At 65.6% G+C, this 14798-nt stretch carries 10 protein-coding genes; 4 read left to right on the top strand and 6 right to left on the bottom strand.

Features of this window, described 5'->3' with window-relative positions; translation table 11 throughout:
* Nucleotides 1-68 precede the first annotated feature (68 nt).
* The 3 genes from IEW49_RS05260 to cysK are packed head-to-tail and all read left to right on the top strand — an operon-like array spanning nt 69 to nt 4498.
* Nucleotides 69-2192: a TonB-dependent receptor gene (locus IEW49_RS05260; protein ID WP_188641695.1), complete on the top strand. Its 2124-nt coding sequence runs from the start codon at nt 69-71 to the stop codon at nt 2190-2192.
* Nucleotides 2193-2249: 57 nt separating this feature from the next.
* Nucleotides 2250-3578, top strand: coding sequence for an MFS transporter (locus IEW49_RS05255; RefSeq protein ID WP_188641694.1), 1329 nt, complete (start codon nt 2250-2252; stop codon nt 3576-3578).
* Nucleotides 3575-4498, top strand: a complete 924-nt coding sequence (gene cysK / locus IEW49_RS05250; RefSeq protein WP_188641693.1) for a cysteine synthase A — start codon at nt 3575-3577, stop codon at nt 4496-4498. The genes IEW49_RS05255 and cysK overlap by 4 nt, the downstream gene beginning before the upstream one ends.
* Nucleotides 4499-4569: 71 nt before the next feature.
* Here cysK and IEW49_RS05245 read toward each other — a convergent pair whose 3' ends face one another.
* The 3 genes from IEW49_RS05245 to IEW49_RS05235 form a co-directional block, all read right to left on the bottom strand.
* Nucleotides 4570-6375 carry an acyl-CoA dehydrogenase C-terminal domain-containing protein gene (locus IEW49_RS05245; RefSeq protein WP_188641692.1) on the bottom strand — a complete coding sequence of 602 codons (1806 nt, stop codon included), beginning with the start codon at nt 6373-6375 and terminating at the stop codon, nt 4570-4572.
* A 28-nt stretch (nt 6376-6403) separates the two neighbouring features.
* Nucleotides 6404-6820: a MerR family transcriptional regulator gene (locus IEW49_RS05240; RefSeq protein WP_188641691.1), complete on the bottom strand. Its 417-nt coding sequence runs from the start codon at nt 6818-6820 to the stop codon at nt 6404-6406.
* A 382-nt stretch (nt 6821-7202) separates the two neighbouring features.
* Nucleotides 7203-7925, bottom strand: a complete 723-nt coding sequence (locus IEW49_RS05235; protein ID WP_229658091.1) for a ComF family protein — start codon at nt 7923-7925, stop codon at nt 7203-7205.
* 51 nt (nt 7926-7976) lie between these two features.
* Between IEW49_RS05235 and IEW49_RS05230 the strand changes: the two genes are divergently transcribed.
* On the top strand, nt 7977-8723 hold the full coding sequence (locus IEW49_RS05230; RefSeq protein ID WP_188641690.1) for a methyltransferase domain-containing protein: 747 nt from the start codon (nt 7977-7979) through the stop codon (nt 8721-8723).
* Here the strand turns inward: IEW49_RS05230 and ppdK are convergent.
* The 3 genes from ppdK to IEW49_RS05215 are packed head-to-tail and all read right to left on the bottom strand — an operon-like array spanning nt 8686 to nt 14537.
* Nucleotides 8686-11379, bottom strand: a complete 2694-nt coding sequence (ppdK, locus tag IEW49_RS05225) for a pyruvate, phosphate dikinase (protein ID WP_188641689.1) — start codon at nt 11377-11379, stop codon at nt 8686-8688. The genes IEW49_RS05230 and ppdK overlap by 38 nt on opposite strands.
* A gap of 60 nt (nt 11380-11439) precedes the next feature.
* A complete protein-coding gene (gene glyS, locus IEW49_RS05220) occupies nt 11440-13674 on the bottom strand; it encodes a glycine--tRNA ligase subunit beta (RefSeq protein ID WP_188641688.1) in 2235 nt (744 codons plus the stop codon).
* Nucleotides 13671-14537 (bottom strand): glycine--tRNA ligase subunit alpha, encoded by an 867-nt coding sequence (locus IEW49_RS05215; protein WP_229658210.1) that lies wholly within the window; start codon nt 14535-14537, stop codon nt 13671-13673. The genes glyS and IEW49_RS05215 overlap by 4 nt, the downstream gene beginning before the upstream one ends.
* Nucleotides 14538-14798: the final 261 nt, after the last annotated feature.

Below are 14798 nucleotides of genomic sequence, written 5' to 3'. Positions count from 1 at the left end.
GGCGATAAGCATTCGACGAACGCCCGTCGGGCCCTTGAGATAATATATCATCACGCTAATCGGGGTGCATGGAAACCACGATCAGACTGGGCATCGCCCTTCTCGCCTCGACCGCCCTCGCCCCCGCCGCCTTCGCACAGGATGTGGGAGAAACGGACCAGCGTAGCGACGATCACAAGCACGGCAGCGAACCGGTGGAGATCGTCATCACCGGCGCCCTGCCCGACAGTACGCTGCTCGAAAACGTCCGCACGCTCGACGAGAACGCGATCGTCACGGAACTCGATACCCAGATCGGCGAGGTACTCGACACCCTTCCCGGCGTGTCGACGAGCGGGTTCGCGCCGGGCGCGTCGCGCCCCGTCATCCGCGGGTTCGACGGCGAGCGCGTCAAGCTCCTGATCGATTCGATCGGCTCGATCGACGCCGCGGACATCTCGGTCGACCACGGGGTCACTATCGATCCGCTGATCGTCGACCACATCGACGTCGTCCAGGGTCCTGCGGTGCTGCTCTTCGGTGGCGAGGCCATCGGCGGCGCGGTCAACGTGATCGATCGCCGCATTCCGCGAGAATTGCCCGAGGGCGGTTTTCGTATCGATGCGCTGGCCTCCTATGGCAGCGCCGCCGACTTCCGCGCACTGTCGGGATCGGCCGAAGCCGCGATCGGGAGCGGCTTCGTGTTCCACGTCGATGGCTCCTTCAGCGAAAGCGACGACCTCAGGGTCGGGGGCCGATTGGTCAGCGACGCGTTCCGCGCCGAACTGCTCGCCGATGCGGCAGAAGAGCGCGAGGAAGGCCATCCCGACGAAGCCGCAGAGCTCGAAGAGGCCGCCAACGCTACCGACCGCGTACCCAACACCTTCACCGAGGCAACCTCGTTCGGTGGCGGCTTCGCCTATATCGGCGATCGTGGCACCTTCGGATTCTCGGCGCGTCATTACGATACGCGCTACGGCGTGCCGGGCCGCCCCGGGGGCGGACATGCGCATGAAGAAGAGGAAGGCGGCGAAGAAGAAGAGGCCCCGGTCTCGATCGACCTCCAGCAGACCCGCTACGATTTCCGCGGCACGCTCGAATTCGACGGGTTCTTCGAAAGCGCGCTGCTGCGCTTCGGTTACGCCGAATACGATCATATCGAGTTCGAGGGCGACGAGGTCGGGACGACTTTCGATCGCGAGGCTTTCGAGGGCCGGATCGACCTCGTCCAGCGCGACCGCAATGGCTGGCACGGCCATGTCGGCGCGAGCTACACCTCGAGCGACCTCGAGATCGTCGGCGAGGAAGCCTTCTTCCCGGGCAGCCGCGATCGCAATTTCGCGCTGTTTACGCTTCAGGCCGTCGACATCGGCGCGCTGACCCTCGATGCGGCGGCCCGCTACCAGAAGGATTCGATCGAGAATCGCCAGCTCGGCGTCTCGCGCGAGTTCGACCTCTTTTCGGGTGCCCTGGGCGTCGCCTACCGGTTCCTCGACGACGACCTTATCGTCGGGGCCCAATATATCCGGGGCGCACGTGCGCCTTCCAATTCCGAACTCCTGTCTAACGGCTTGCATGTCGCGACCCAGGCCATCGAGGTCGGCAATCTCGACTTCGGCCAGGAGACGAGCAACCAGTTCGAGGCCTATGCCCGCTACGAGGCGAACGGTTTCAGATTGAGCGCGACCGGCTTCCACATCGATTTCGACGGCTTCATCACCGCCTTCGACAGCGGTGCGGAGGACGAGGGCTTCCCGATCTTCGAATACCGGCAGGTGCCCGCCAGGTTCACCGGCTTCGAGCTCGATGGCGCGGTCCCGCTCATCCGTTCCGAAGCGTTCTCGCTGACCGCAGAGGCGGCGGCGGAATTCGTCCATGCCGAGCGCGAAGGCAATCTCCCGGTGCCGCGCATCCCGCCATTCCAGCTGAGCGGCGGACTGCGCGCCGAAGCGGGCGCATTTCGCGTGAGCGCGGATGTCGAACACAATTTCGAACAGGACCGGGTCGAACCCGGCGCTGCTCCGGTCGCAGCCTACACGCTGGTCAATGCCGCGATCACCTGGCAGCCGCTGGCCGACAACGAGGCGCTGACGCTCTCGCTGGTCGGAAACAACCTTTTCGACGAAGTCGGTCGACGCGCGACCAGCTTCACCCGCGACTTCCTGCCGATCGCGGGCCGCGACATCCGTCTGACCGCCAAGCTGCGCTTCTAGCGCCTCCGCTCACGCCGCGCCCTTGGCAAGCCCCGAACGGCCTGCCATGGCGCGGTAATGAGCGAACCCGCCTCCCCTGCCGGATCGAGCACGGCGACCGAAGGCGGGTCACCGCTGAGGATCGCCAATTTCCGCAATTATTGGCTCGCGCGCCTGACCATGACGCTGGGCCAGTATGCGATGATGCTGATCATCGGCTGGCAGACCTATACGCTGGCGCGGGATGGCGGGATGAGCGTGGGCGAGGCGTCGGGCCAACTGGCGCTGATCGGCCTGCTCCAGTTTCTTCCGCTCTTCGTCCTCACGCCGTTTTCGGGGCTGGCGGCAGACCGGCTCGATCGCCGCAACCTCGCGCGGCTGACGGTCCTGCTCCAGCTCGCCTGTGCCGGGGCGCTCGCCTTCGTGACCTGGCAGGATTCGGTCAGCCTGTTCTGGCTGTTCGGCATCGCCGTGGTGCTCGGCGTGGTCCGCGCCTTCAACGGCCCGGCGCTGTCGGCCCTCGCCCCCAACCTCGTGCCCAAGGCGATCCTGCCCAACGCGATCGCGCTGTCCTCTATCGCGTGGCAGAGCGGGATGATCGTCGGCCCGGCGATCGGCGGCTATCTCTACGCCATCATGCCGTTCCTTCCCTACGCAGTGGCGGCGGGCTTGTTCGCCTGTGCGATCGTTTTCCTGAGCCGTATCGGCGAGGTCCCGCGCAGCCCGATCCCCGGGGCGAAACATCCGATCGGACAAATCGTCGACGGTTTGCACTACGTGGTGCGCAACAAGATGGTGCTCGGCGCCATCACCCTCGACCTGTTCGCGGTGTTCCTCGCCGGGGCGACCGCGCTGTTCCCGGTCTATGCGCGCGATATCCTCCAGGTCGGCGAGACCGGCCTCGCGCAGCTCGCCATGGCTCCTGCGATCGGGGCGACGGTGACCGCAGCGTGGTTTTCGTTCCGCCCGCTCAAGACCAATGTCGGCCCCAAGATGCTGGTCGCCGTCGCCGTGTTCGGGGCCGCGACGATCGTGTTCGGCCTGTCGACCTCGATGCCGCTCAGCCTCGCCATGCTGTTCATCGTCGGCGCGGCGGACATGTTCTCGGTCTACATCCGCCAGTCGCTGATCCAGCTCCACACGCCCGACGACAAGCGCGGACGGGTTTCGGCGGTCAGCCTGCTGACGATCTCCGCTTCGAACGAATTCGGCGACTTTTTCTCGGGCAGCCTCGCCTTCCTCTTCGGCCCCGTGCTCGCAGTTGTAAGTGGCGGCGTCGGTGCGATCGCCACGGTGGCGCTCTGGACAGGGCTCTTTCCCGTCCTACGTAAGACGAGGACCTTCGACCCGCCCGAAGCATTGGACGAAGAGACCCCCGAAGAACGATTGCAGGAGCACACTCCATGAAAGCCGACAACGTCCTCGCCACCATCGGCAACACGCCGCATATCCGCCTGTCGCGCCTGTTCCCCGATCACGAGGTGTGGGTGAAGTCCGAACGCGCCAACCCCGGCGGCTCGATCAAGGACAGGATCGCGCTCGCCATGGTCGAGGCGGCGGAAAGGGACGGCTCGCTCAAGCCCGGCGGCACGATCATCGAGCCGACCAGCGGCAATACCGGGGTCGGCCTCGCGATGGTCGCGGCGGTCAAGGGCTACCGCCTGATCCTCGCCATGCCCGAGAGCATGAGCGTGGAACGCCGCCGGCTGATGCTCGCCTACGGTGCCGAGTTCCACCTCACGCCCAAGGAAAAGGGCATGAAGGGTGCGATCGCCGGGGCCGAGGAGCTGATGGCGAAGACCGAGAACGCCTGGATGCCGCAGCAATTCGACAACCCGGCCAATGTCGAGGTCCACGTTCGCACCACCGCGCAGGAGATCCTCGAGGATTTCCGCGATTCCCCGCCTGCATACCTCATCACCGGGGTCGGCACCGGCGGCCATATCACCGGCGCAGCCGAGGAATTGAAGAAGACCTGGAAGGACCTGAAAGCCTTCGCGGTCGAGCCCGAGGCATCGCCCGTCATTTCGGGTGGCGATCCCGGTCCGCATCCGATCCAGGGCATCGGCGCGGGCTTCATCCCCTCCAACCTCCACACCGACGCGATCGACGGCGCGATCCAGGTCTCGGCCGACGAGGCCAAGGAATGGGCCCGCCGCTCGGCGCGCGAAGAAGGCCTGCTGGTCGGCATTTCGAGCGGTGCCACGCTCGCCGCGATCGCCAAGAAGGCGTCCGAAATCGACAAGGGCACGCGCATCCTCGGCTTCAACTACGACACCGGCGAGCGTTATCTCTCGGTGCCCGATTTCCTCCCCGAGGAAGGCTGACCGACCCCCAATTCCGGAAACAAAAAGGGCCGCCCCGATGGAGCGGCCCTTTTTCATGGTGACGTCGGCGATCAGGCCGCGGTCTGGAACGCCTCGGGCGAGAGCTCCATCATCGATTTCGAACCGGTCTCGATCTTGCGACGCAGCGCGCCGGCATCGGGCGTGTAGCGGTCGCCGAAGTAGCGCGCAGTGACGAGCTTGGCTTCGTAGAACGCCGCACTGCCTTCGCCCGCCTCGAGCTTGGCCTTGGCGACGCGCGCCGATTTCAGCCACATCAGGCCGACGGCGACGATCCCCATGATGTGCATGTAGTGATGCGCGCCCGCGCCCAGATCGTTGGGATTGGCCATCGCGTTCTGCATGAACCACATCGTCGCGGCCTTGAGCTCGCCATTGGCCTTTTCGACCTGGCCCGCGAGATCGGCGAGGCCGTCTATTTCCTTCGCCGCCGCGCATTCGTCGTCGACCACCTTGAAGAAGGCCTGCACCGCGCGCCCACCATTCTGGGCGAGCTTGCGGCCGCACAGGTCCATCGCCTGCACGCCATTGGTGCCTTCGTAGATCTGGGCGATGCGGGCGTCGCGGACATATTGCGACATGCCCCATTCCTCGATGTAGCCGTGGCCGCCATAGACCTGCTGCATGTTGGTCGCGATCTCGTAACCCTTGTCGGTGCCGTAGCCCTTGATCACCGGGGTCAGTAGGCTGATGAGGTCGTCGGCCATCTGGCGTTCTTCCTCGCTCGCGGCGGCATGCGACAGGTCGACCTGCAGGGCACCCCACAAGCACAGCGCGCGGAAGCCCTCGGTAAACGCCTTGCCGTCCATCAGCATGCGACGCACGTCGGGATGGACGAACAGCGTGTCGGCGGGCTCGCTGGGTTCGGCCGGGCCAGTCAGAGCGCGGCCCTGGCGCCGATCGCCGGCATAATCGACCGCGTTCTGGTACGACACTTCGGCCTGGCTGAGGCCCTGGATGCCGACCCCGAGGCGCGCAGCGTTCATCATGATGAACATCGCGGCGAGACCCTTGTTCTCCTCGCCGACGAGGTAACCGGTCGCGCCATCATAGTTCATGACGCAGGTCGAGTTGCCGTGGATTCCCATCTTCTCCTCGATCGAGCCGCACATCACCGTGTTGCGCTCGCCCGGGTTGCCGTCGTCGTCGAGCACGAATTTGGGCACGATGAAGAGCGAGATGCCCTTGGTGCTGTCGGGTGCGTCGGGAGTCTTGGCGAGGACGAGGTGGATGATGTTGTCCGCCATGTCGTGCTCGCCCGAGCTGATGAAGATCTTCGTCCCGGTGATCGCGTAGCTGCCGTCTTTCTGAGGGACGGCCTTGGTCCGGATCAGGCCCAGATCGGTGCCGCAATGCGGTTCGGTCAGGTTCATCGTGCCGGTCCACTCCCCCGACACCATCTTGGGCACGTAGGTTTCCTTCTGCTCCTGCGAGCCCTTGGCGAGGATCGCGGCGATCGCACCATTGGTGAGGCCCGGATACATGCCGAAGGCCTGGTTCGCCGAGGACATGAACTCCTCCATCGCGAAACCGATCACGTGCGGCATAGCCTGGCCGCCGAATTCCTCGGGCGCGGTCAGCGTCCCCCACCCGGCTTCGCGGAACTGGTCGAAGGCTTCCTTGAAGCCTTCGGGCGTGGTCACCGAACCATCCTCGTGGCGCGTACAGCCCTGCTCGTCCCCGACGCGATTGAGCGGGAAAAGCACCTCGGCAGTGAACTTGCCGCCTTCTTCGAGCACCGCCGAAACGATGTCGGGCGTGGCATTGGCGAAGGCCGGCAGGTTACCGTATTTCTCGAGCTCGAGGATCTCGTTGATGACGAAATTGGTGTCGCGGACGGGGGCGGTATAGCGGGGCATCGGGAACTCCGGTTCGGGTTTCTGGGATCTACTGTCTGGGGTTCTTCTTCGGCAGTTCGAGGGCTTCGATCTCCTCGACGAAATGGGTGAGCTCGGCGATCGACGAATCGATGTCCTCGCGCTGGCGTTTGAGCTTGGCGATGTGCGCGCGGCATTTCTCGACCGTGACGCGGCGCTGCTCGACCCGCCCGTCGCCGAGATCGTAGAGATCGATCATCTCGCGGATTTCGGACAGGCTGAATCCGACATTCTTCGCCCGCAGGATCCATGCGAGTCGCGCGCGGTCGCGCTGCGAATAGATTCGCTGGAGACCGTCGCGTTCGGGCTGTACGAGCCCTTCGTCCTCGTAGAATCGCAAGGCGCGGGCGGTAACGCCGAACTCGCGCGTCATCTGCGAGATCGTGAATCGCTCGTCGGGGTCGTCGGTATCAGCCGCCGCAAACATGGCCCTGCATTGCCTTCCCTTAACGTAAACGTCAAGTTTCACTGCGATGAAACGTTGCGCCAAAGCGGCAATCTGTTGCAATGAAGTGACAACGCTTTCCAAAATCGGGACAGACCCGAATGAAGTGTTTGAGATTCGGTCAAACTGGGGAACATTCGTGCCCGCGGTTTGAGGGGACCGCAAAACTGTTCCGCGGCCTCGGCCCGGTTCAGGGAGTTCCGGCCAACGCCCCCCGCAGGGATGGGCGAGCCGGAGACGAAATCGGTTCCGGGAGGCGTGGGGGAACGCCGATCGGGGGACTTCGGTCCGGGCCGGATTCGTTTTTACAGAGCGCCCGGGGCTTCGGCTCCGGGCGCTTTTTTGTGCGCCACATCCTCCGGGGTCAGGCGCGATCGACCACCCGCGCGAAGCAGCCTACCATCACGCGCGCCGCACCCGCCCGCTTGAGCGCAGAGACACAAGCTTCGCTCGTCGCCCCGCTAGTCAGCACGTCGTCGACCAGCAGGAGGTTGCGACCCTTCAATCCTGCCCGCCGCTGCGGGGACACCTCGATCGCACCGCTCAGGGCGCGGCGTCGCGCCGCGCGCCCCAACCCGCCGAGCATCGGGGTCGCCTTCCTGCGCACCAGCGCATCGACGCATAATTCGGCGTCGCTCACCTCGGCCACCGCTCTCGCGAGAAGCGCCGCCTGATTGTAGCCGCGGCGCCAGATCCGCCAGCGATGGAGCGGGACGGGCACGACCAGCCAACCGGCATCAACCACGGCTGCCTGGCGCGCGATCATTCGCGCCATCATCGGCGCAAGCGCGATCCGCCCGCCATGCTTGAGCGCGAGGATGAGCTTGCGCGAACCCTCGCCATAGAGCGTCGCCGCGGCGATACCGTCATGCCGCGGCAGGCTCTGCAGGCACACACCGCAGAGCGAGCCTTCGGCTTGCTCGATCTCGAACGGCCACTGGCACAGCGCGCAGCACGGCTCGCCCGGCACCTCGATTTCGGCGAAGCAGTCGCCGCACAGCCCCTGCTGCGACGCGATAGCGTCGCCGCAAAGCGGGCAGCGCGGCGGGAAGACCGCATCGATCACCGGAGAGAGCGCCTCGATCACGATCGCCGCCCTCCCCCTTGCGGCGCGGCCGCTGAGGCGACAGGGAGAGGCATGGCCACCCCGCAAGTCCCGCAGATCTTCTCGCCGCACCGCCGCCACCTCGCCCGCCGCCGCGCCGATCCGGGCGAGGTTTCGTATGTCCTCGACGACATGGTCGACGATGTGGTCGAGCGACTGGGCTTCATCCGCTTCGAACCCGCCAGGCCGCTGATCGTGGGCGATCGTACCGGACGGTTCGCCGCGACATACCCCGGCGCGGAGGCGGCGGACCCGACCGATGGCTTCGCCGACGAGCAGCCGTTCGCCGAGGGAGCATACGATTTCATCGCCTGCCTCGGCACGCTCGACACGGTCAACGACCTGCCGGGCGCGCTGGTCCATTTGCGCAACGCGCTCGAACCGGGCGCTCTGATGATCGCGAGCTTCGTCGGCGGCGGAAGCCTGCGCCAGCTGCGCGACATCATGGCCGCGGCGGATGGCGAGCGCACCGCACCGCGGATCCACCCGCAGGTCGATGTCCGCGCCGGCGCCGAACTGCTCCAGCGCACCGGTTTCGCCGATCCGGTGGTCGACAGCCATCCGCTCTCGGTGCGGTATTCCTCGCTCGCGCGCCTGGTCGGCGACCTGCGCGCGCAGGGGCTTTCGAACGTGCTCGTCGATCGCGGGCCGCCGCTCGGCAAGGCAGCGCTAAAGCGCGCTCGCGACAGGTTCGATGAACTCTCCGATAGCGAAGGCAAGCTATTGGAGAGCTTCGAGATTATCACGCTGAGCGGTCGCCGTCCGAAGCCGCGCTTCTGATCGCGGCCTGCGCCGCGGCGAGCCGTGCGATGGGTACGCGATAGGGTGAAGCGCTGACGTAATCGAGCCCGACCTCCTCGCAGAAGCCGATGCTTGCGGGGTCGCCGCCATGCTCGCCGCAGATCCCGAGCTTGATACCCTCACGCGTTGCGCGGCCGCGTTCGACTCCGAGCCGGACCAGCTCGCCGACCCCATCGATATCGATGCTGACGAACGGGTCGCGCGCGTAGATGCCGCGCTCGACATATTCACCGAGGAACTTGCTCGCATCGTCGCGCGAGACCCCCAGCGCGGTCTGGGTCAGGTCGTTGGTGCCGAAGCTGAAGAACTCGGCATCGTGGGCGATATCGCCGGCGGCAAGCGCGGCGCGCGGCAATTCGATCATCGTGCCGACGAGGTAGTCGAGCGCACAGCCCTGCTCCTCGAACACCTCCTTTGCCACGCGATCGACCAGCGCGCGCAGGATCGTGACCTCGCGGCGAGTCGCGGCGAGCGGGATCATCACCTCGGGCAGCGGCGCCTCGCCGCTGCGCTGCTTTACCGCGCAGGCCGCTTCGAAGATCGCGCGCGTCTGCATCTCGTAGATCTCCGGGAAGGTGATCCCGAGCCGGCATCCGCGATGGCCGAGCATCGGGTTGAACTCGTGCAGCTCGTTTGCGCGTCGTTTGAGACGCTCGACATCGTGTCCGGTTGCCGCCGCAACCTCTTCGTAATCCGCCTCTTTTTGCGGGAGGAATTCGTGGAGCGGCGGATCGAGCAGGCGGATGGTGACCGGGAGGCCCGCCATCACCTCGAAGATGCTTTCGAAGTCGGCACGCTGTTCGGGCAGCAGCTTTTCGAGCGCGGCGCGGCGACCGACCTCGTTCTCGGCGAGGATCATCTCGCGGACCGCGGCGATCCGCGAGGCATCGAAGAACATGTGCTCGGTGCGGCACAGCCCGATACCCTCGGCGCCGAAGCCGCGCGCGGTGCGGCAGTCTTCGGGGGTCTCGGCATTGGTGCGCACGCGCATGCGGCGCGCTTCGTCGGCCCAGTCCATGATCGTGGCGAAATCGCCGACCAGCTCGGGCTCGATCCGGGCGACCTCGCCCGCCATCACCTCGCCGGTCGTTCCGTCCAACGTCACGACGTCGCCCTCGGCGAAGTCGCGGCCGCCGATCGTCGCCCGGCGTTTGGCGATATCGATCCGCACCTCGGCGGCACCCGACACGCAGGGCCGCCCCATGCCGCGCGCGACCACCGCGGCGTGCGACGTCATGCCGCCCCGCGCGGTCAGGATCCCCTTCGCGGCGTGCATCCCGTGGATGTCCTCGGGGCTCGTCTCGACGCGCACGAGGATGACGTCATGGCCGCCATTTGCCCATTGCTCGGCGGTATCGGCATCGAGCGCGATCCTGCCCGAGGCGGCGCCGGGAGATGCGGGCAGGCCCTTCGCCACGACGTCGCGCGGCGCATCGGGATCGAGCGAAGGATGGAGCAACTGGTCGAGCGCCATCGGATCGATCCGCGACACCGCCTCCTGCCGGTTGATCAGCCCCTCGCCCTCCATCTCGACCGCGATCTTGAGCGCGGCCTTGGCGGTGCGCTTGCCGGTGCGCGTCTGCAGCATCCACAGCGTGCCGCGCTCGACCGTGAACTCGATGTCCTGCATATCGCGATAGTGGTTCTCGAGCAGGTCGAACACGCGCGCCAGCTCGGCATAGGGCTCGGGCATCGCCTCTTCCATCGAGGCAGGCTTCGCCCCGGCGGCCTCGCGCGCGGCCCTGGTCAGGTAGCGCGGCGTGCGGATGCCTGCGACGACATCCTCGCCCTGCGCGTTGATCAGGTACTCGCCGTAATAGGCGCGCTCGCCGGTCGAGGGGTCGCGGGTGAAGGCGACGCCGGTGGCCGAGGTATCGCCCATGTTTCCGAACACCATCGCCTGGACGTTCACCGCCGTGCCGAGGTCGTGCGGGATGTCGTTGAGGCGGCGATAGACTTTGGCGCGCTCGCTGTCCCAGCTTTCGAACACCGCGCGGATCGCGCCCCAGAGCTGCTCGTGCGCATCCTGCGGGAACGGCGCGTCGTGTTCGCGCACGACGATCGCCTTGAACTCGTCGACCAGCGCCTGCCAGTCTTCGGACTGCATCTCGGTATCGTCGAAGAAGCCCTTGTCTTCCTTCGCGATTTCGAGCGCTTCCTCGAACAGGCCATGGTCGAGGCCGAGCACCACGTCGGAGTACATCTGGATGAAGCGGCGATAGCTGTCCCACGCGAAACGCTCGTCGCCCGAAGTGGATGCTAGCCCCTTCACCGTGTCGTCGTTGAGGCCGAGATTGAGGACGGTGTCCATCATCCCCGGCATCGAGATCGCCGCGCCCGAGCGGACCGAGACGAGCAGCGGATCGCTCGCATCGCCGAGCTTCTTGCCCACGGTGCTCTCGATATGCGCCAGCGCCTCGCCCACCGCGTCGTGCAAGGTCGGTGCGAAATCGCCGCCCTGCTCGAGATAGCGCAGGCATTCCTCGGTGGTGATCGTGAAGCCCGGGGGCACCGGCAGGCCGATGCTGGCCATCTCGGCGAGGTTGCGTCCCTTGCCGCCGGTGACGGTCTTGTCCTTCTGCCGCGGGTCCGAGTGATCCGCGTTTCCGCCGAAGGGATAGACCGTCTTGTTCATCTTATCGCGTTCCTCGCTGAAGGCATGGACCGGGTGTTACACTGTTCAGGGCGGAAAAACTCAGCCCTCGATTTTGGAGAAATCCGCCACCTGGTGGACGGCGTCGCGGAAGCGCGCGAGCAGGTCGAGCCGGAAGGCGCGCTTGGCCTTGTCGTCGTCATTGACCGTCACCTCCTCGAAGAACCGATCGATCGGCGCGCGCAGCGAAGCCAGCGCGGACATGGCTGCGGCGAAGTCCTCCTCCGCCACGGCGGATTCGGCCTTGGGTCCGGCGCTGTCGAGCGCGTCGATCAGCCCCTTTTCGGCTGCTTCGGTCGAGTAGGAAAGGTCTTTCCCGCCGTCCCATTCTTCCTTCTTGAGGATGTTCGCCGCACGCTTGTAGCCGGCGAGCAGGTTGGCGCCGTCTTCGGTGTCCATGAAGGACTGGAGCGCCTTCACGCGCGCGAGCAACCGGACGAGATCGTCCTCGCCGCCGAGCGCGAAGACCGCGTCGATCAGGTCGTGGCGGACCCCCGCCTCGCGCTGCTGGACCTTGAGGCGGTCGGCGAAGAAATTGGGAAGTCTTTCTTCGCCAATTTCGAGATTTTTCGCGACGCCTGAGGCATTGATCTCATCAAGAAGAGTCTTCTTATAGCCTTCTTCGTCAATTGTAGCTGGATCTAATAGACCGAGCTTTCGCGCTGATTCAAAATCATCCTCAATCTTATTTCCAAGGGCGCGGTTAGATATCTGTCTTGTCAACAGGAGGCCTGCGATGCGGTAGGCATGGCGAACATTCAGGCGAATATTGTTTGCTTGAAGAATTCGAAGAACACTCAGTGCAGCACGTCGAAGTGCGAATGGATCCTTGGATCCCGTAGGCTCTTCGCGCATGCCAAAGAAAGCCATCAGAGTATCCAGCTTATCCGCCAGCGCCACCGCCACGGTCACCGGCGCGGTCGGCACCTCGTCGCCCTGACCGACCGGCTTGTAGTGATCGCGGATCGCATCGGCGACTTCGTTAGGCAGGCCTTCGGCGCGGGCGTAGTAACCACCCATCAGGCCCTGCAATTCGGGGAATTCACCCACCATCTCTGTGACGAGGTCGGCCTTCGATAATGCTGCTGCATCTTGAACGTAGTTATAAAGCTGGGTCTCTGCCCCTGAGCCTTCGTCAGATGGCTTCACAACGCCTGTGTCGACCAGCCAAAGCGCCAGCCTCGTGACCCGCTCGACCTTGTCGGCGACGGTGCCGAGCTTCTCGTGGAAGGTGATCCGCTCCAGACCCTTGGCGTGCTCGGCCAGCGTCTTCTTGCGATCGACGTCCCAGAAGAAGCGCGCATCGGCGAGGCGCGCGGCGAGGACCTTGCGGTTGCCTTCGACCACGCGGGTGCCGCCATCGGCGGCCTCGATATTGGCGGTGCAGATGAAGGCGTTGGCAAGCTCGCCCTTCGCATCCTCGCAGACGAAATATTTCTGGTTCACGCGCGCGGTGAGCTGGATCGTCTCGGGCGGGACCTCGAGGAAATCCTCCTCGAACCTGCCGAGCAGCGGGACCGGCCATTCGGTGAGGCCGGCATTCTCGATCACCAGCCCCTCGTCCTCGACCAGCGTGAGGCCCGCTTCCTCGGCGACCCTGGCCGCGCCTTTGCGGATCAAATCCTGCCGTTCCACGTGATCGACGATCACGTGGCCCGCGCGCAGTTTCATCGCGTAATCGTCGGCATTGCCGATCGTGATGTCGCCCGCATGGTGGAAGCGGTGGCCGAGCGTGACCGCGCCCGAGGTGACGCCGTGCACCTCGCACTCGATCACGTCGTCGCCGAGCAGGGCGACAATGCCAGAAAGCGGGCGCACCCAGCGCAGGCTCTCGGTGCTGAGCGAGGCCGCGCCCCAGCGCATCGACTTGGGCCAGCTGAAATCGCGCACGATCGCGGGGATCGCCTCGGCAAGCAGCGCCGAGGCCTGGCGGCCGGGAATGTTCTTCACCGCGAAATAGGTCGGGCGGCCCTTCACGTCGCGCACTTCGAGTTCGTCGCGGGTGACGCCGTTCTTGCGGCAGAAGCCTTCGACCGCCTGGTCGGGCGCGCCTTCGGGCGGACCCTTGGCTTCCTCGCTGACCGCTTCGGTGGCATCCGGCAGGTCGCGCGCGATCAGCGCAAGGCGGCGCGGGGTCGACCAGACGGTGACCTCGCCCACCGCCACGCCGGCGGTGTCCATTTTGCGGCGGAACAGCTTTTCGAGTTCCTTGCGCGCGCCGGCCTGCATCCGCGCGGGGATTTCTTCGGACCGCAGCTCGAGGAGGAAATCGCTCACAGGCTCCACTCCGGGAATTTCGCTTTCCATTCGGGCGCCATCTTCTCGGCATAGGCTTCGCACGAACCGCGCGCGAGGTCGCGGACGCGGCCCATGTAGCTGGCGCGCTCCTGCACGCTGATCACGCCGCGCGCCTGCAGCAGGTTGAAGATGTGGCTCGCCTCGACCGCCTGCTCGTAGGCCGCGATCGGCACGCTGCCGTCGAGCGCGTTGCGGCACTCGGCCTCGGCCTTGTTGAAGAGGTCGAACAGCGCGTCGGTCTCGGCCACCTCGAAGTTCCACTTCGACATCTGCTTCTCGTTTTCGAGAAACACGTCGCCGTAGCTCGTGCCCTGGCCGTTGAACGAGAGATCGTAGACGTTGTCGACGCCCTGGATGTACATCGCGAGGCGCTCGAGCCCGTAGGTCAGCTCGCCCGCGACCGGCTTGCAGTCGAACCCGCCCATCTGCTGGAAATAGGTGAACTGGGTCACCTCCATCCCGTCGCACCAGACTTCCCAGCCAAGGCCCCATGCGCCCAGCGTGGGCGATTCCCAGTCGTCCTCGACGAAGCGGATATCGTGCTTCAGCGGATCGATCCCGATCACGCGCAGCGATTCCAGATAGAGCTCCTGGATATCGGGCGGGCTCGGCTTCAGGATCACCTGGTACTGGTAATAATGCTGCAACCGGTTCGGGTTCTCGCCATAGCGCCCGTCGGTCGGGCGGCGGCAGGGCTGGACGAAGGCCGCGTTCCACGGCTCGGGCCCGAGCGCGCGCAGCGTCGTCGCGGTGTGGAAGGTCCCTGCCCCCATGCGCATGTCGTAGGGCTGGAGGATGACGCAGCCCTGCGCGCTCCAGAAATCGTGGAGCGCGAGGATCATGTCCTGGAAGCTGCTCTTCGGATCGCGTCCGGCAGGCTGTTGCATCGGCGTGTTCATCGTGTCGCGCGCAATGGCGCAGGGGTGGCCGGGGGTCAATCCGGGCGATGCATCGGTGCTCAGATGTCGCATCGCCCGATCCGCCGTGGCACCGCATGCTTGCTTTTGCGGCGAATACGCGTATAGGCGCGCCCACCCGGAGCCATGGTCATCCCTGGAGGCGTGGCGAGACCGGGACTTACACATATGCATTTCGAAAGGCAT

The sequence above is a fragment of the Pseudoblastomonas marina genome, assembly GCF_014641655.1.
Lineage (GTDB): Bacteria > Pseudomonadota > Alphaproteobacteria > Sphingomonadales > Sphingomonadaceae > Alteriqipengyuania_A > Alteriqipengyuania_A marina.
Note: the sequence above shows the minus strand (reverse complement) of the source record. Positions and strands in the feature narration are given on the sequence as shown.

Bases quoted from the DNA above. Each gene is read 5' to 3' on its own strand.
- IEW49_RS05245 (WP_188641692.1), bottom strand. From the start codon at position 6,375: ATGCCCCGCTATACCGCCCCCGTCCGCGACACCAATTTCGTCATCAAC.
- IEW49_RS05230 (WP_188641690.1), top strand. From the start codon at position 7,977: ATGGCCACCCCGCAAGTCCCGCAGATCTTCTCGCCGCACCGCCGCCAC.
- ppdK (WP_188641689.1), bottom strand. From the start codon at position 11,379: ATGAACAAGACGGTCTATCCCTTCGGCGGAAACGCGGATCACTCGGAC.
- IEW49_RS05215 (WP_229658210.1), bottom strand. From the start codon at position 14,537: ATGATCCTCGCGCTCCACGATTTCTGGAGCGCGCAGGGCTGCGTCATC.
- IEW49_RS05240 (WP_188641691.1), bottom strand. From the start codon at position 6,820: ATGTTTGCGGCGGCTGATACCGACGACCCCGACGAGCGATTCACGATC.
- IEW49_RS05260 (WP_188641695.1), top strand. From the start codon at position 69: ATGGAAACCACGATCAGACTGGGCATCGCCCTTCTCGCCTCGACCGCC.
- IEW49_RS05255 (WP_188641694.1), top strand. From the start codon at position 2,250: ATGAGCGAACCCGCCTCCCCTGCCGGATCGAGCACGGCGACCGAAGGC.
- cysK (WP_188641693.1), top strand. From the start codon at position 3,575: ATGAAAGCCGACAACGTCCTCGCCACCATCGGCAACACGCCGCATATC.